Origin of the sequence: Maribacter litopenaei (genome assembly GCF_025244665.1) — a bacterium.
Classification (GTDB): domain Bacteria; phylum Bacteroidota; class Bacteroidia; order Flavobacteriales; family Flavobacteriaceae; genus Maribacter; species Maribacter litopenaei.
Map to the genome: position 1 here is coordinate 3,574,593 of NZ_CP104205.1, position 17,149 is coordinate 3,591,741.

Below are 17,149 nucleotides of genomic sequence, written 5' to 3' on the forward strand. Positions count from 1 at the left end.
AAATGTAACCCCCCCTCGCCCCCCTCAAGGGGGGAATTTGTATCAATACTTTTTAATAATTTAATTATTGTCCCCTTGAGGGGACTTTAGGGGTGTCAAATTAGTCACCCTTTACACCTTAATAAAAATCTTTCGTTGATATAGGATATATCCCAAAAAGGCATAAAAAGCCAGTACGGTAAGCCCATATAGCAACGAAGACATTTCCATGGAAATGGCATTGTGAACATAGATTTTCTGAAACAACCATCCATGCAGGGAAGTGTCACCCACTTGAATCTGTCCCATTAGCTTGGCAATAAAGCTGGACAGAAAATAAATGATAATGGCGTTGGCCCCGGCATACCTAAAAATGCTACCAAACTTGATTTGTTTTACATCGGTCAAATAATAGATCAAGGCCAAAATCAAATTGGCCCAACCAGCGGTAACCAAAACAAAACTACTGATCCATAAAGCCTTGTTTATAGGAAATACCAAGTCCCACAGATGTCCTATGATCAAAAGGCTCCCTCCGATACCCATTAATATCGTAGCCTTCTTTTCCTGTTTGGAAACCAATATCAACCCCGTAAAAATCCCTAATAAGGAACTGGCAATAGAAGGAATGGTGCTCAATAGCCCTTCAGGATCATAATCCGGTTTGTAGTTATGCGACCCAAATACCTGAACGTCCAACCAATTGGCAAAATTGTTGGGGGCCCTTTCCAAGGTAGAGGCAACCCCATCTACAGGCACTAAAGTCATTAATAACCAGTAGCCTACCAATAGGGTTATAGTAATTCCCACTAAGGTTTTCCACTTAAAGTTGATGAACAGGATAGATGCAAAAAAGAAGACGACCCCAATACGTTGTAACACTCCCGGAAATCGAATGTCTTCCCATGCCTTGAAAAAGGGAAACTTAATGATAAAGGCCCCCAAGAAAAGACCTAACCCAATCAGTTTTAAAGTCCTAATGACTATTTTTTTATACGTGGCCGAGTTGACTTCCTTATTCCGATAGGAAAAAACAATACTAGTCCCCACAATGAACAAGAAGAATGGAAATACCAAATCGGTTGGCGTATATCCATGCCATTCGGCATGTCTAAATGGAGCAAATACGTTGGTCCAGGTTCCAGGAGTATTTACCAGTACCATTAATAATATGGTAGCTCCTCTAAAAATGTCAACGGAAAGAATTCTATTTTTCATTTTGATCTACTTTATAGAATGTTATCCTTCATTCTTCCCCATGCCTTGATTAACAGGAAACCGGTCACCAAAGCTATTACCGATAAAATAAGCGCACTGGTGGTTCTTCCATAAATCCAATAGCCCGTAGCGAACATGATGGAATAGATTAAGGTAATACCCAATAACATGGCCGTAATACCCTGGGGCACGCTCCATTTTTCACCCGCCTTGACGATTTGCTCGTTTTCAGCCTCGGATTTGGCGACTACCTTCTTCCATCCAGGTCCGCCCGGTTGTATTTTCTTATAGAATGATCGTAGGGTCTCATCAGATTCCGGTGGAGTCATCAAGGTAACCAAGAGCCAAATAGCCGTAGTAACCACTACGATAAAAGGATAATTGGCCCACTCCGGGAAAATACCGGTCTCCGGAGCGAACAGCATCGTGCCCAAACTAGTTTTGGCCAACAAAATGACCAAAATTCCCGATGCGAACATCGCAGTGATCTCGCTCCAAGCGTTGATACGCCACCAAAACCATCTAAGGATAAAAACAAGCCCGGTACCCGCCCCAAACTGAATCAACAAATCAAATACCTCAAAGGCATTTTGAAGCGTCAAGGCAAAAAGGGCGCTTACCACCATCAAAACCACCGTGGAGATTCTACCAACGGCCACCATTTGTTTTTCCGTTGCATCCGGATTGATCTGACGTTTGTAAAAGTCAAAAACGATATAGGAGGAACCCCAATTCAGCTGAGTAGAAATGGTACTCATGTAGGCCGCAATCAAAGAGGCCAATACCACACCTAAAAGACCACTGGGCAATTTGGTCAACATAGCGGAATAGGCCAAGTCATGGCCCAATTTACTTTCGTCCATGTTAGGAAATGCCTCGGCAATGCTAGCAATATCAGGATAAACCACCAAAGAGGCCAGGGCTACCAAAATCCAAGGCCACGGGCGTAAGGCATAATGCATGATATTAAAAAAGAAAGTGGCCCCAATAGCATGATTTTCATCCTTGGCCGCCAACATTCTCTGTGCAATATATCCACCGCCGCCAGGTTCTGCTCCGGGATACCAGGAACTCCACCATTGTACTGCAACAGGTATGATAAAGAGGGTTATCAAGACTTGCGTATTGTCAAAATCCGGAAGTATGTTCAATTTGTCCCTCACATTTTCGTTTTCCATAAGGGCTGCAACACCCCCCACTTCGGGAATGTTCACTAGGTAAAAAGCAGCTCCTATGGCCCCTGACATGGCTACAAAAAACAGAAGAAAGTCTGTATATACTACTCCCTTAAATCCACCGAGGGCACTAAAAATTACCGTAATCAAGCCCGCTCCCACAACGGTTTCCCAAGGTTCCAGCCCAAGCATGATACCACCTATCTTGATGGCCGCCAAGGTTACGGATGCCATAGTGATAATATTGAACAACGCTCCTAGATAGATGGCCCTGAACTTTCGTAAAAAACTGGCGGGTTTACCACCATAGCGCATTTCATAAAATTCCAAATCCGTATTCACATTGGATTTACGCCACAGCTTGGCGTACACAAATACGGTCAACATACCGGTAATCAAAAAACACCACCGGACCCAGTTCCCGAGAGACACCGGTAGACCTAACGATGTCCGTCACCAAATTTGGTGTATCGGTTGAAAACGTCGTGGCTACCATAGACAGACCCAGTAGCCACCAAGGCATGGTTCGTCCTGAAAGGAAAAATTCCGAAGAGTCCTTTCCTGATTTTTTAGAAACGTAAATTCCTATACCTAAGACAATTGAGAAGAAGACCACTATAAAACTGTAGTCGAGGGTGCTTAATTCCATAGTTTGGTTGTTAGTTAGCTACTAAAGATAAAATAAATTAAGATACTTTTGTGATTTGCCCTGTAAACCGTTCGGCATTTACCTTTACACCATGGAAATTTCTTTAACATCCTGGATTTTGGCCACGCTTGCCGCTTTTGTTATTGGTATGTCCAAAGCAGGAATTAAGGGAATAGCGGTTATTAATGTCACCTTTATGGCCTTAGCCTTCGGAGCAAAGGAATCTACTGGGATGGTCGTTCCCCTGCTTATTTTGGCAGATATTTTTGCGGTTATCTATTACAACCGTCATACCCAATGGAGCTATGTTTTTAAGGTGCTTCCATGGATGGTGTTTGGACTTGTCATTGGTGTTTTTATTGGGAAGGACCTTCCAGAAAGCCTCTTTAGAATAGGTATGGCAATTATCATTATCATCACTGTATTCATGATGTATTGGTGGGATAGAAAAAAGGTGAAGACCGTTCCCACGCATTGGATCTTTTCCGGTACAATCGGTACCTTGGCAGGAATAACCACAATGGTAGGAAATTTGGCGGGCGCCTTTTCCAATATTTACTTTTTGGCCATGCGTCTTCCTAAGAACCATTTTATTGGAACCGCAGCTTGGCTATTCCTGATCGTAAACGTTTTAAAATTACCCTTTCACTTCTTTATCTCGGAAGACCATTACTTGGGAATCCCTGATCTTGAATGTTAAATTATTGCCAGGAATTTTCTTGGGTTTCTTTGTAGGTATTCGCATCATTAAGCTGATCAATGAGGAATTCTTTCGCAAAATGATATTGGTCCTGACCGCTCTTGGGGCACTTTTGATTATGGTCGGATAATCCTATTATTTATCACTGCCTAGTCCATGCTCCGGACCATGTACGCAATTATAGTGTGCCATTTCTGCATGATAGGCGGCCGAATAGGAGGCTTCCCTAAGTTCTCCGGCCAAACGATGCGCTATTCTAATATGGTACTGTAAATTTCCCAAATTGTTCGCCTTTACGGCTTTTTTGGCATTACTATACGCCTGTTCCGCCAAATCACGGGCATCGATGGAATAACTCTCTGCTTCAATACTATTGCTAATGACTTCCTTTAATCCGCAAAGCCCCGAATTATATTGCGATTCTTCGGCTAGGCTTACCGCCTCGAAAGCTTGGTCCAATGCCTTACCCAAAAAATGCTCCACTTCCAATGCGTTTAGCTTGGCCTTTTTAAAACTGGCTTCATATCCGGCCAACTCTGCCGGGGCACTTAGGGAATCGGTTAACTGATTGATATTGGTCATGAACTCTTTTACTTCTTTAATTTCGCTTTTTAGTACTTCGCATTGTGCAACCGTTTTTGAAGCTAATAATAGAAATGTAATTGTTAGGGTCGATACTACAATTGTGCTTTTTTTCATGATTTAGGGACTAAAAGAGCGTGCAATTTCTAACCGATATCCTAAATGACTTTCCTTTTTTTGATAAAAAGAGAACAAATAAGGATTAAACGCAGATTACCCCCATTTTAAAAACAAGTAGGCCTGTCACTTACAGACAGGCCCATTCGATAACTTGCCGACATCCCTCGTTGAGAAGTCCTATATGTTTTGGTTAATTAATACTCCTATTCGGACGCACCCTCATAAAGCGCGTTAAAAATCAATTTGTAAGTCCCTCTTGGTTGTGCCCTAAACTGAGGCCTAAATGCGAATAAGATTACATCCCCTTCTCCATAGTTGACTTTTACCATGGCCGGTTTCTTGGCGATGTACTTTTCTTCACCCATGGCCCAACCGCTCATCAGCAAATTTTTAGGCGCGTAACTGGCAATGATTTCCACATTAGGAGCTGGGGCATCTGCAATATCCTCATCGCCACCTTCTCCCTTTTTGCTCTGTTTGTCAATGGTGAAGGCCCGACTCCTATTAAAAGAAACCGATACGGAATCCTGCATTCCAAAAGCCAATGGATTCTTCGTGTCTATGCCTGTTTTTATTAATGACCCAGGAATGAAGAATTCCTTGCTGTCCGCTCCATCGGTCGCATCCCTAAGCGGCAATCCAAATTGCTCGATTACATAGTTGCTGGCCTCATCAAAAGCCAATAAGGTCCCACCATTCTTCACATAGTTGCTAAGTGCCAACGTACCTTCAAGTCCGATACCTCCAGTAAACTTTTCCGGCATGTCCAAGTTGGAATGCCCGTGCAAAATAGATCTGGGCCTTTGTGAAGGGATAATAAGGGCATCGTATTGGGACAAATCCACGGTCTTAATGTCCGCATCATGCAAGGTGTCCATTTCAAATTCGTATTCATCCATGACAAATCGGGTCCAACCTTCGTCCATATTAGCCACCCAGGATTTGTAGAGTCCGACTTTAGGAAGGTGGATTTTTGTCAATCCTATTTCAGGTTTGTCGGATACTCCAATGAATTCAAGTCCATATTCCTTTGCCAAAGTTTCTACCGACTCACTGCCCCCCGAAACAATATATGATCCTGCTGGCAAGCTTACTTTGCCCAATTTTAACTCTTCCGTTGTTTTGTAGGCGATTCCACCTCCTTTTAGAATTTTGTTGGTAGCCAACACGGAAGCATTGCTGTTTGCGCTTAGGGCATATCCAAAAGCACCTTTTCCATCCACTTCTCCCTCACTATAGGCTGCGGTATTGGTCACTTTTTCCGTTGCAACATCAAAAGAATCCTTTATTTTATCCACGGTCACACCCATCTGCATGGGTAACGTCCAACCTGCCAAGTCGTATGGTGTATCCGGTGGCCCACCAGGATACTGAAAACGGGTAGGATAGTTCTGTTTTTCCATCAGATCCAATAAATAGGGCCTGAAGGCCTGTCCGCCATAAATAATGAAAGACCCCTTTTCATATTTTTTATCTCCGATGGTGAAATTCTTGGTGGCCTTATCAATTTCAATACCTCCTTTCAGTAGTACGTTCACTAGATTGACCGCCTCAAAATCGTCCCATTGATCTGTTCCTATGACATAGGCAAAGGGGCCCTCGGTTTTGGCCTTTTCTATGGCCGAAGCTCCCATCTTATATATGTTGTATAGATAATTACTTTTTCTATCCGCAGCAAGGTCCAAAGTGGCCCAAGTAGCCGTTAACATATAGTCTACAGCGTCCCTAAAGTGGGACTCACCACCTTTCCAAGGGTCGGGGTACATAATGTCCGTACCGTCTGTAGGAGTACCCCCGGCTACCGTTTTCGGCAATTTTTCCGGGTCGTAAAATCTTGGTGTAGGTGTGGTATGCCCTGTTTCCGTCAAAATACCGATCATATTATGGTAGTAGGGAACCGTACGCCCACCACCGTTCCAAAACATGGTGTAAAAATTATCTGCAATGGCTCCTGGCATATTCTCCAAACTAAAGCGCTTGGTCATGGCAGAACCCACTTCGCTGACACCTGCCGTTACCGCAGGGTGAATTTTTGGATTCACGGGGTCCGCGTAGGGCGGAAGTGAAATCTTAGTCCAGGAAGGGGAAGATTGATGATGGTTGTAAACAATTTGTGGGTACCATTCATTATAGATGATTTTGGTAACATTATAGGTCTCCGGCATGGTGTTCATAAACCAATCCCTATTATTGTCATGCCCCATATAATAATGATATAGAATAGGGGGTCCGGAAGTTTCATAGGCGGTGCCCATGTTCTTTCTATACCAATCCACCACAATATCCAAACCATCGGGGTTCATTACGGGCATTAATATGGTAATGACATTATCCCTGATCTTTTTCATTTCAGTAGTTTCTGAAGTTGCGAGGGTATATGCTAATTCCGAGGTCATTTGTCCATGGGCCAATTCCGTGGAGTGCATACCTCCATCTACCCAAACAACGGCCTTTCCTTCTTGGGACAATTGCATGGCCTCTTGATCGGAGACACGTACTCCGGCCAACTTGGTGCTAATATCTTTCCATTTATCCAGTGATGCCAAGTTCTCTTCGCTGGAAATGAATAGGATGTACATCTTTCTACCTAGGATCGTGGTGCCGATCTCCTGCATTTTCACCCTATTGGAGGCATTCGACAATTTTCCTAAATAATCCTCTATTTGGGCGTAATCTGCCAGCTTATAATCATCCCCGACACGAAAACCGTAAACATCTTTGGGGGAGGGAACATTCTGTGCCATGGCTTGGAAAAGACACGACAATAACAATACAACGGTCATGAGCTTGACCTTGTATCCTGTTGTTTTTGAAGTCATTTTTGAATTAGTTTGATTTTGAATCAGGAATTTAAGCATTCCTAGGCAAGAAATAAAACGGGAACGCCAAGGATTCGTACTTGTTCGGTCTCTTTTTGTAAGTTCATAATTCCACCTTGGCTTTTTTATGAATTTAGGGGTTTCCATAGAGGGTACATACAGAAGATTTTCCATTACACAATAGGTACTAACTATGTAACTTAAGTAGCTGTAGGGACAAGGTATTCTTTTGAAATTGGCGTATAGTTATTCCTAAAATATAGCGCTATGAAAACTTTACTAGAAAGAACCTTCATTAGACTATTGGTCATGGGAACCGTTTTTTCCTGTGACAAAAACGATGATGCCCAAGATTTGACCCCTATTGGTCAAACAACTTTAACCGAAGATGATAGAGAGGCCCTCCTGTTCATGTTGGAAGAGGAAAAATTGGCTCGTGACACCTATATCTATCTCGGGGAATTATGGAACAACAATCAGTTCTTAAATATTAAGCAAAGTGAACAATCCCACATGGATGCGGTTACCCAATTGTTGGACACCTATGAAATTGACTATACCATCCTAGCCAACGGAGATTTTATCAATGCGGACATTCAGTCGTTGTACGATGCATTTATTACCAGTGGAAGTCAAAATGTGGTCGAGGCAATGGTAGTAGGAGCTACTATAGAAGATTTGGATATCGTTGATTTGGGAGACTACATAAAGCTTACTTCAAATGCCGCCCTCATATCCGTTTTTGAAAACCTTCGGTGTGGCTCTAGAAATCACTTAAGAAGTTTTACCAATGCCCTGGAAATCATGGGGTCTTCTTATACCCCACAATACCTAGATTTAGATACGTATTTCGAAATTATTTCCGCCACCAACGAACGCTGTGGATGGTAAGGCCAGCATAAAGGAACAGGTGTAGTGGTCACTACACCTGTTCCTTCTATTCTAGAATGAACTATATATAGTCTACAAAACTTTTGTTTTACCAGGTGTCGGGATTTCGTAGAATCCATCCGCTTTTGGCATTACTGGTGGTGGGGTATCCCAGGTCATATCATCGGGAACCAGTTGGAGCGTGGATTGCATGGCATCCTCCCACTTGATAACCTCTCCGCTATAGGTAGCCATACGCCCCATAATAGCCGTTAAGGTGCTTTTTGCTCCGTATTCGGCATTATTAAGATCGGTATTTTCGCGAATCGCCTTGAACAATCTATTATGCTCTTCCTGATAGGGATTATGCCCGGATGAGTTTTCAAACTTCCCTATTTCATTTCCTTCCAGATCATATAAAAAGGCCGCAGCGGCATCGTTGGTGCTTACAAAGCCCTTGGTGCCCTGAAATTGTTCCGCTACCCTATTGTAAGTGCCGGGCTGATGCCTGCACTGACTGGAAATGACGGCACCACTAGGATAAGTGAATTCTACGAAGTGGTGGTCAAAGATTTCCCCATGGTCGTGCCCGTACGTACCTGTCTTCCTCCCATACCCTGTGCCGAAACAGGAAATTCATCCAAAAACCAGTTGGCCACGTCAATATTGTGAATGTGCTGCTCCAAAATATGATCCCCACAGAGCCAGTTAAAATAGTACCAGTTCCGCATTTGATATTCCAGCTCCGTATATTCCGGTTTTCTTGGCCGTACCCAAACCCCGGCACTGTTCCAATACACCTGTCCGCCTACCAATTTACCAACGGCGCCTTTTTTAATCTCCTCCAATGCGGCCAAATAGTTTTCCTGATACCTGCGCTGTAGCCCTACCACTACCTTCAGGTTCTTATCCTTTGCTTCCCGGGCATACTTTAATACTTTTTGAATACCGGGAACATCAGTGGCCACCGGTTTTTCCATAAATACATGCTTCCCATTTTCTATGGCATAGGCGAAGTGGGCTGGCCTAAATCCCGGCGTTGTTGCCAAAATAACAACGTCCGCAAGGTCAATCGCCTTTTTATAGGCGTCAAAACCTACAAACCTATTTTTATCCTTTACCTTGATTTTTCCCGTATCCTTATATTTCTCATAAAGGTTGTTATAACTATCGGTGAGCCTGTCCTCAAAAGCATCGGCCATGGCCACCAATTCGATATTTTCATCTGCCTGTAGGGCCTGGTTTGCTGCACCTGAGCCCCTTCCTCCACAACCTACCAAGGCTACTTTTAATTTCTTTTCATTGAAAATGTTGAACATTCCCTTAGATTCGAGTGAAGGGGTGAATACCAATCCTGCCGAAGCCATGGTACCCTTCTTTACAAAATCCCTGCGTGTATTTTTCATATGTTTAATTTTATGTGTTGTTAATCTATTGCTATCCAAAAAGTATTGTCTTCCTGTATTTCGGGGGTATTCACCGGTCGGACGATTCTAAACCCTACAAATGCGGCATCCGTATTCCACCATTTGCTTTGGGGAAACTGGGGATCCCGTACCTTCCAAACCAAATCGGACCCCATACGTACCGTTGAACCTACTTCTTTGGCAGTATTCTTAAAAGACCCTCCTCTAACGACAGTAGGATACGGCTTTGTAATAGGATGAAATACCTGATCCCTTGTATAGGCATCCTCAACATATTGGTCAAGGTCCATTCTGCCACGTTGCCATATATATCATATAGGCCCCAAGGGTTGGGTTTCTTTTGTCCTACTTCGTGGTAGCTCTCCCCACTATTTTCATCGAACCATGCGTACTCCTCTAGATTTCCGTCATTCTCAAAAAAATAGGTTCCAGCACTTCCGGCCCTTGCGGCATATTCCCATTCGGCCTCTGTAGGCAATCGGTAATATACCCCGGTCAATGCAGTAAGCCATTTACAGAACTGTGATGCGCCTAGCACGGTTACATTTGCCACTGGCAAGGAACCTTCGGAACCCATACCCAATCCCATATCCACATAAGGAATTGTGGCTCCGGTTACGGCATCGATTTCAATATTTTCGTTCTTAATGGCATCTATATCCAATTCCCGTTTTAAGAACTCGCGATAAAGCTCCCAGGTAACCTCCTTTGAGGACATCCAAAAACCATCGACAGGAACCTTCCTTTGCGGATACGCATTTTTGTATTCCGGATTGGTACTTCCCATTTGGAACGAACCAGAGGGTATCGCTACCATTTCAATTTCCAAGTCGCTTCCAGGCAGCTTCTGTGTATAGGCTTTTGGCTCTTGGTCCAAAGACACCCATAGTATCATGACCATTATAAGGGTAGTAATTTTCATATTTGAAGTTCCTTCCGAAGTTGGTACCTAGTAAATATATGAAATCATACTAATTCTTGATAACCATAGAAATACCCCGATTTATAAAACCAACAATCGGCATACATTTACCTGCCATATCAGTTCGGTAACAAATGTTACTGCACAGCTTGTTTCCCCAATCTAATTTTGTCCAAAATATATTACAACAATGAAGTATTTATTAGGATATATTATTCTTTTCTCCTGCTATTTTGGGATGGGTCAAAATACCACGCCCATTACGAAGGAAGAAGTGATGACAAGAGTAAAAGAGGGCAATAACACCCTTAAAATAGCCATGCAGGAGGCCCTGGCGGCCAAAGGTGATTACTTGCAGACCAATGCAGTTTTATTGCCGAACATAAGCGTTTCCCATACGGGAATCGCCACTACAAATCCCCTGATGGCCTTTGGTTCCAAATTGAACCAGCAGATCCTTACGGCAGCGGACTTCGATCCCACCCTATTGAACGACCCCAGGCAAATAGAGGATTATGCCACTAGGGTAGAAGTACAACAGCCCTTGATCAACCTGGACGGTATGTTTCAACGAAAGGCTGCCAAGGCGAAGTGGACGGCAACCGAACTACAATCGGAACGCACTGGCGATTACATGGCTCTTGAAGTTGAAAAAGCCTATATGCAATTACAACTTGCCTATAAAACGGTGGACGTGCTGGAAAAAGCGAAGGAAACCGCTTTGGAAAAACCAGCGTATTGCAGAAAACAGCTTTGCCCAGGGATACCTACAAAAGTCGGACGTATTGGCCGTTCAGGTACGGGTCACGGAAATAGACAACCAATTGCAATATGCCCGGAGCAATGTCCTCAATGCCAGTAACTATATATCGGTTCTCATGAACGAGACGGGTACCACGGTTCTGATGCCGACGGAATCGCTCTCCGTATCCTATTCGGACATCGATGCGGTATCGCTTTCTGAAAACCGAAAGGATATTTTGGCCATGGATTCGGCTACGGAGGCCTACAAACAAATGTACAAAGCGGATCAAATGTCCTTTCTCCCCGGATTGAATGCTTTTGGTACCTACGAAATGCATGACGATGAAGTCTTTCAGGGGGACGCCGATGGATATTTGTTCGGGGCAGAACTTAAATGGAATCTTTTTGAGGGAAGCAAACGTTTTGGGAAATCACAGAAAAGCAAGGCCGAATACGACAAGGCCAAACTACAATTGGAGCAATACAAATCTGAAAGTGCGCTGGAACTGAACAGGGCAAAACGAAATTTGGAGAACGCCGAGAATAAGTTAAGGCTTACCAAATTGGCCTTGGAACAGTCCCAAGAATCCCTGCGGATCCGTACGAACAGATTTGAACAGGGCTTGGAAAAAACGACCGACCTGTTAATGGCCGAAACCCAATATTCCCAAAAAACACTGGAGTACTATATGACCATTTTTGAACACAACTATGCCTTGGCATATGTACAGTTCCTGACAAAAATTTAATAATCAATACAGGTTAATGTAAGACCAATTACAACAAGAAACATGAAAAATAAACTTTATATATCAGTAATGGCTTTGGCGGCCCTCACCATATTGGCCGGTTGCGGAAACGACCAAAAAACAACTGCGGCAACCAAAGGTCCTGCCATTTCGGTTACCACAAGTACCGTAACACAAAACAGCAATGACCCTTTCCTTACCGTAAGCGGCAAGGTAGAAGCTGCCAAGAGTGCGAACATCAGTACCCGCATGATGGGGTATGTGGACAAGATATACGTACAGGTTGGTGAAAAAGTATCAAATGGGCAGCTCCTATTGAGCGTGAACAATGCAGATGTATCCGCCAAGTTGGCCCAAGTGAATGCCGGTATCGCCGAGGCAACCGCCTCTTATACCAATGCCGAAAAGGATTATAACCGATTTACGGCCCTTTTTAAGGAGAACAGCGCCTCCCAAAAAGAGTTAGATGACATTACGGCCCATTACACTATGGCCAAGGCCCGATTGGAGTCGGCCAAACAAATGAAGAACGAGGTCAATGCCCAAATGGGCTATGCGAACATTCGCGCTCCCTTTGGCGGCGTGGTCACCAATAAATTTATCAATGCCGGGGATATGGCAAACCCCGGAATGCCCCTTTTGGAAGTAGAGGCCCCGGGAACCTACCAAGTGTTGGCCATGGTTCCGGAATCCGAAATCACTGAAATTAAGGATAATACCCCGGTAAACGTCCTTATTAAATCCTTGGAGCAAAATATAAAGGGTAAAGTGACCGAGGTAAGTTCCTCCTCTAAAAACACGGGAGGTCAGTATTTGGTAAAGGTGCTCTTGGAAAAAACGGACATTCCCATCCTTTCTGGAATGTATGCCACCGTGCAGTTCCCCGTAACGAAAAAAACGAACAATGCCGCGATTATGATACCCACGGATGCCTTGGTGACGAACGGAAGTCTCACCGGTGTGTATACCGTAAGTGAAGGTAATACAGCCCTCTTGCGATGGTTGCGATTGGGGCGCACTTTTGGTGACCGGGTAGAGGTGTTATCCGGGCTTACCCAGGATGAAAAATACATTGTTTCCGCGGAAGGAAAACTGTACAACGGAGCAACATTGGCGATACAATAAAAAAGGAAACGCGTTAGGGATTGCAGTGGTTACCCCGCACCTGCCTTGGCAGGGAGGCGTAAAAACGGAAAGCCCGCCCGAACGCCCCAATAATAAAAAATAAAATGAAGGAAGGTTTAGCTGGCAAGATTGCCAAACTATTTATAGGTAGTAAGTTAACGGTGCTCCTGATGATCGTATTCATGGTCATTGGGGTCTATAGCTCATTTTTGATACCACGGGAGGAAGAACCACAGATCGATGTGCCCATGGCCGATATTTTTGTGGGATACCCTGGGGCGAGCCCAACCGAAGTGGAATCGAGGGTCATAAAACCCTTGGAGCAACTCATCAGTAACATTAAGGGGGTGGAATATGTGTATTCCACATCCATGAAGGAACAGGGAATGGTCATCGTGCAGTTCTATGTGGGCGAAGATATTGAGCGCTCTTTCGTAAAACTGTACAATGAGATCAACAAGCACATGAACTGAGATGCCACAGGGGGTGACCTTTCCCTTGGTAAAGACCCGTGCCATAGACGATGTTCCCATGTTGGGATTGACCCTTTGGAGCGAAAACTATAGCGGCTATCAATTAGGGCAGATGGCACAGGAACTGGAAGCGGAAATCAAAAAAGTGAACGATGTGGCGGTGACCCATAAAATCGGTGGGCAAAACCGACAATTACGCGTGGTTCTGGACAAGGACAAATTGGCTGCCAGTGGACTGGATTTCCTAAGTGTTTCCGAAATGATAAAGGGCAACAACGCCCAACTGAATTCGGGTAGTTTTGACCGAAACGATACCGAATTTTTAGTGAGCGCCGGGAAGTTTTTGGAATCCGTAACCGATGTGGAAAATCTGGTCGTGGGGGTACAACAAAATAGACCGGTCTACCTAAAACAGGTGGCAGAAATCATTGATGATCCCGAGATACCCCAAAATTACGTGAGTCCGGGCTTTGGCCAGGCCAGTGAAAAAGCTTTGGAATATCCATCTGAATATCCTGCCGTGACCTTATCCATAGCCAAAAGGAAAGGAGCGGATGCTATGAAAATTGCGGAAGTGATAGTGGATAAGGTGCACCATTTAAGGACCAAACTTATTCCCGATGATGTGCATGTGGAAATCACCCGAAACTACGGTGAGACGGCCTCCCATAAGGTGTCTGAACTACTCTTGCACCTCATCGGATTCATCATTGCGGTAACCTTTGTAGTAATGTTGGCCATGGGATGGCGCGGTGGCTTGGTGGTATTCCTTTCGGTACCCATTACGTTCGCCTTGACCTTGTTGAGCTACTACATGCTGGATTATACCTTAAATAGAATCACCCTGTTCGCCTTGGTATTCGTAACAGGTATCGTGGTGGACGACTCCATTATCATTGCGGAGAATATGCACCGACATTTTAAGATGAAACGCCTACCGTTTAAACAGGCCGCCCTATATGCCATTAATGAAGTTGGTAACCCTACCATTTTGGCGACGTTCACCGTAATTGCCTCGGTATTGCCCATGGCCTTCGTATCCGGATTGATGGGCCCTTATATGGCCCCAATGCCCATTGGCGCATCCATCGCCATGATCTTGTCTCTCTTTGTGGCCTTGACCATCACCCCGTATTTGGGATATATTTTCCTGCGGGAAAAGGACAAAAAGGAAACCAGTGGAAAAAGTGGAAAAACCGTTGGAGGATACCTTAATCTATAAATTCTATGACAAGTTTGAGCGCCCCTTGATCGAGCACAAGGGAAAACGTTGGATGTTCCTTGGTTTGACCTTCTTCTTGCTCATTGGTTCTATGTTGCTGTTCTTTACAAAATCGGTAGCGGTAAAAATGTTGCCCTTTGACAACAAAAACGAATTTCAGGTGGTCATCGATATGCCAGAAGGTACTACCTTGGAACGTACCGGAGTCGTAGCCCAGGAAATTTCCCAATACCTGGCCACAAGGCCGGAAGTGGTCAACTATCAAAATTATGTAGGTACCTCCGCACCCATTACCTTCAACGGTTTGGTGCGGCACTATGATCTTCGTGGCGGTAGTAATATGGCAGATATTCAAGTAAACCTTATCGACAAAGGCGAGCGAAGTGCCCAAAGTCATGATATTGCAAAATTACTCAGGCCTGAAATACAACGCATCGCCTCAAAATACGATGCCAATGTAAAAGTGGTTGAGGTACCACCAGGACTCCCAGTACTTTCAACTATTGTTGCGGAGGTATATGGTCCGGACTATGATACCCGGATGCAAATTGCGGATAATGTTCAGGATATCTTGAAAAACACCCAAGATGTGGTAGATATCGATTGGATGGTAGAAGCGAATGAGACGGAATATCAGTTTGTCATAGATCGGGAAAAAGCTATGTTGTACGGGGTGGCCCCACAACAGATAGCCTATACAATGCATATGGCATTGAGCAATAGACCTATCGCCAATCTGTACGATGAGAACGCTGTTCAACAGGTGGGATTGGTATTGGCCTTGGATGAAAAGGAGAAATCCACCATCACGGACATTGCCCAATTGAAGGTAAAGTCCCAACAAGGGAATATGATCCCCATTTCGGATTTGGTCGATATACAGCCCGTCACCAGCGCAAAGAGTATCTACCGAAAGAACCGGAAACGCGTGGTGTATGTAATGGCGGATATGGCCGGCGAGTTGGAGAGTCCAGCCTATGCTATTTTGGGCATGGAAGAGAAGTTAAAAGAAATACCGCTACCACAAGGCTATGAAATGAACGAGATGTACTTGGGACAGCCTGAATATGAAGATGATTTTACCGTAAAATGGGACGGTGAGTGGCAAATTACTTTGGAAGTATTTCGCGATTTGGGCATTGCCTTTATGGGGGCGATTATCCTTATCTATATTTTGATCGTGGGATGGTTCCGAACTTTAAAGCGCCCGTGGTCATGATGGTAGCGATACCCTTATCCTTGATCGGGATTATTCTAGGGCATTGGTTAATGGGTGCCTTCTTTACCGCGACTTCTTTTATTGGAATGATTGCTTTGGCAGGTATCATGGTGCGGAACTCGGTCTTGTTGATTGACTTTATAAACCTGCGATTGGCCGAGGGAGTGTCCTTAAAACAGGCGGCCATTGAAGCTGGGGCCGTACGTACTACGCCCATCCTATTAACAGCAGGAACCGTGGTTATCGGGGCATTTGTCATCCTTTTTGACCCTATTTTCCAAGGCCTGGCCATCTCCCTCATGGGAGGAACCATTGTCTCTACCGTATTAACATTACTGGTGGTCCCCTTGGTGTATTATATGATCGAAAGAAAAAATCACCCGGAGCAGCCTTCGGAAACTGAACTAGAATAAAACTTGATAAAGATGAAGCTATTAATCGTCACCGTTGTGGAGGAGTTCGATACCGAAATCCTTCAAATGTTTAAAAAAGCACATATCGATAGCTATAGCGGCTCCGATATCGATGGCTATAAAAATGTTGCGCCCATGGTACGCGCCGCTAGTTGGTTCCCCAGCGAAAAAGGCGGGGTGGAGTCCAGTCTCTTCTTCTCCTTTACGGAGGATGAAAATATCGACCAGCTTTTCGGCCTCATTAAGGAATTTAACAGCAAGATGGAAACCAATAACCCTATCAAAGCGGTTGTGCATTCCCATTGAAAAATCTATTTAACCTGGAATAGGCATTAGGAGAGCGTTGTGAAGGTAAAAAGCGCAATAAAATAAAGTGGTTTGGAAATTTTGGCATAGCACCGCTATGGTGAAATTGAAAATACAGCATAGCCTTTTATTTTGAAGCGATTTTTAGCTGTAACAGCTTTTCTAAAGCATAATCCGGGTTTAACCCTAAATACAATTATTATGATCAACAGATATATTCGTGCCATTGCCGGTACTTTTATCATCATTAGCGTACTATTGGCCCTCTATGTAAACATCAACTGGTTATGGTTTACCGTTTTCGTTGGAGCCAACTTGTTGCAATCCTCCTTTACCAAATGGTGCTTGATGGAAGATATCCTGCGAAAACTAGGGGTAAAGGATGCCGATAAAGGATGCGAAGCATAGTGTAGTGAAATGATAGGGGTGGTTTGGAT

The 17,149-nt window shown here is 44.2% G+C and carries 12 protein-coding genes and 3 pseudogenes; 7 read left to right on the forward strand and 8 right to left on the reverse strand.

The annotated features are described in order from the left end of the window. Positions 1 to 111: 111 nt before the first annotated feature. Together NYZ99_RS19340 and NYZ99_RS19345 are read right to left on the reverse strand one after the other, a co-directional pair. Positions 112 to 1,197: an acyltransferase family protein gene (locus tag NYZ99_RS19340; protein ID WP_260572722.1), complete on the reverse strand. Its 1,086-nt coding sequence runs from the start codon at positions 1,195 to 1,197 to the stop codon at positions 112 to 114. An 11-nt stretch (positions 1,198 to 1,208) separates the two neighbouring features. Continuing rightward, positions 1,209 to 3,021, reverse strand: a pseudogene (locus NYZ99_RS19345) (sodium:solute symporter family protein). Between the two features lie 91 nt (positions 3,022 to 3,112). On the opposite strand from NYZ99_RS19345, the gene NYZ99_RS19350 reads away from it, so the two are divergent. Continuing rightward, positions 3,113 to 3,721 (forward strand): TSUP family transporter, encoded by a 609-nt coding sequence (locus NYZ99_RS19350; RefSeq protein WP_338039153.1) that lies wholly within the window; start codon positions 3,113 to 3,115, stop codon positions 3,719 to 3,721. A 135-nt stretch (positions 3,722 to 3,856) separates the two neighbouring features. Here the strand turns inward: NYZ99_RS19350 and NYZ99_RS19355 are convergent, their stop codons facing one another. Then, on the reverse strand, positions 3,857 to 4,420 hold the full coding sequence (locus tag NYZ99_RS19355) for a hypothetical protein (protein ID WP_260572723.1): 564 nt from the start codon (positions 4,418 to 4,420) through the stop codon (positions 3,857 to 3,859). Positions 4,421 to 4,626: 206 nt separating this feature from the next. After that, the gene (locus tag NYZ99_RS19360) at positions 4,627 to 7,242 is read right to left on the reverse strand and encodes a M14 family metallopeptidase (protein ID WP_260572724.1); all 2,616 of its coding nucleotides are present in this window, start codon (positions 7,240 to 7,242) and stop codon (positions 4,627 to 4,629) included. 267 nt (positions 7,243 to 7,509) lie between these two features. Between NYZ99_RS19360 and NYZ99_RS19365 the strand changes: the two genes are divergently transcribed. Further along, positions 7,510 to 8,133 carry a DUF2202 domain-containing protein gene (locus tag NYZ99_RS19365; RefSeq protein ID WP_260572725.1) on the forward strand — a complete coding sequence of 208 codons (624 nt, stop codon included), beginning with the start codon at positions 7,510 to 7,512 and terminating at the stop codon, positions 8,131 to 8,133. A 72-nt stretch (positions 8,134 to 8,205) separates the two neighbouring features. Here the strand turns inward: NYZ99_RS19365 and NYZ99_RS19370 are convergent, their stop codons facing one another. The 4 genes from NYZ99_RS19370 to NYZ99_RS19385 form a co-directional block, all read right to left on the reverse strand. After that, a complete protein-coding gene (locus tag NYZ99_RS19370) occupies positions 8,206 to 8,451 on the reverse strand; it encodes a hypothetical protein (RefSeq protein ID WP_260572726.1) in 246 nt (81 codons plus the stop codon). A gap of 212 nt (positions 8,452 to 8,663) precedes the next feature. After that, a complete protein-coding gene (locus NYZ99_RS19375; protein WP_260572727.1) occupies positions 8,664 to 9,518 on the reverse strand; it encodes a Gfo/Idh/MocA family protein in 855 nt (284 codons plus the stop codon). A 20-nt stretch (positions 9,519 to 9,538) separates the two neighbouring features. After that, entirely contained in the window at positions 9,539 to 9,694 is a 156-nt protein-coding gene (locus NYZ99_RS19380) for a hypothetical protein (protein ID WP_260572728.1), read from the reverse strand. A 14-nt stretch (positions 9,695 to 9,708) separates the two neighbouring features. Continuing rightward, a complete protein-coding gene (locus tag NYZ99_RS19385) occupies positions 9,709 to 10,461 on the reverse strand; it encodes a formylglycine-generating enzyme family protein (RefSeq protein ID WP_260572729.1) in 753 nt (250 codons plus the stop codon). 190 nt (positions 10,462 to 10,651) lie between these two features. Here NYZ99_RS19385 and NYZ99_RS23110 point away from each other — a divergent pair. The 5 genes and pseudogenes from NYZ99_RS23110 (at position 10,652) to NYZ99_RS19410 (ending at position 17,120) form a co-directional block, all read left to right on the forward strand. Next, a pseudogene (locus NYZ99_RS23110) lies at positions 10,652 to 11,954 on the forward strand (TolC family protein). A gap of 42 nt (positions 11,955 to 11,996) precedes the next feature. Beyond that, complete coding sequence (locus NYZ99_RS19395; protein ID WP_260572730.1) at positions 11,997 to 13,079, forward strand: efflux RND transporter periplasmic adaptor subunit; 1,083 nt, start codon at positions 11,997 to 11,999, stop codon at positions 13,077 to 13,079. A gap of 104 nt (positions 13,080 to 13,183) precedes the next feature. Beyond that, positions 13,184 to 16,406 (forward strand): annotated as a pseudogene (locus NYZ99_RS19400) (efflux RND transporter permease subunit). A gap of 12 nt (positions 16,407 to 16,418) precedes the next feature. Beyond that, entirely contained in the window at positions 16,419 to 16,712 is a 294-nt protein-coding gene (locus NYZ99_RS19405; RefSeq protein ID WP_338039156.1) for a hypothetical protein, read from the forward strand. A 201-nt stretch (positions 16,713 to 16,913) separates the two neighbouring features. Then, positions 16,914 to 17,120: a YgaP family membrane protein gene (locus tag NYZ99_RS19410; protein WP_260572731.1), complete on the forward strand. Its 207-nt coding sequence runs from the start codon at positions 16,914 to 16,916 to the stop codon at positions 17,118 to 17,120. The last annotated feature ends 29 nt before the right edge of the window (positions 17,121 to 17,149 follow it).

Excerpts from the sequence above, each read along its gene's own strand:
- NYZ99_RS19360 (WP_260572724.1), bottom strand. The coding sequence starts at position 7,242 with ATGACTTCAAAAACAACAGGATACAAGGTCAAGCTCATGACCGTTGTA.
- NYZ99_RS19375 (WP_260572727.1), bottom strand. The coding sequence starts at position 9,518 with ATGAAAAATACACGCAGGGATTTTGTAAAGAAGGGTACCATGGCTTCG.
- NYZ99_RS19340 (WP_260572722.1), bottom strand. The coding sequence starts at position 1,197 with ATGAAAAATAGAATTCTTTCCGTTGACATTTTTAGAGGAGCTACCATA.
- NYZ99_RS19385 (WP_260572729.1), bottom strand. The coding sequence starts at position 10,461 with ATGAAAATTACTACCCTTATAATGGTCATGATACTATGGGTGTCTTTG.
- NYZ99_RS19395 (WP_260572730.1), top strand. The coding sequence starts at position 11,997 with ATGAAAAATAAACTTTATATATCAGTAATGGCTTTGGCGGCCCTCACC.
- NYZ99_RS19380 (WP_260572728.1), bottom strand. The coding sequence starts at position 9,694 with ATGGGGTCCGATTTGGTTTGGAAGGTACGGGATCCCCAGTTTCCCCAA.
- NYZ99_RS19350 (WP_338039153.1), top strand. The coding sequence starts at position 3,113 with ATGGAAATTTCTTTAACATCCTGGATTTTGGCCACGCTTGCCGCTTTT.
- NYZ99_RS19355 (WP_260572723.1), bottom strand. The coding sequence starts at position 4,420 with ATGAAAAAAAGCACAATTGTAGTATCGACCCTAACAATTACATTTCTA.
- NYZ99_RS19365 (WP_260572725.1), top strand. The coding sequence starts at position 7,510 with ATGAAAACTTTACTAGAAAGAACCTTCATTAGACTATTGGTCATGGGA.
- NYZ99_RS19410 (WP_260572731.1), top strand. The coding sequence starts at position 16,914 with ATGATCAACAGATATATTCGTGCCATTGCCGGTACTTTTATCATCATT.
- NYZ99_RS19405 (WP_338039156.1), top strand. The coding sequence starts at position 16,419 with ATGAAGCTATTAATCGTCACCGTTGTGGAGGAGTTCGATACCGAAATC.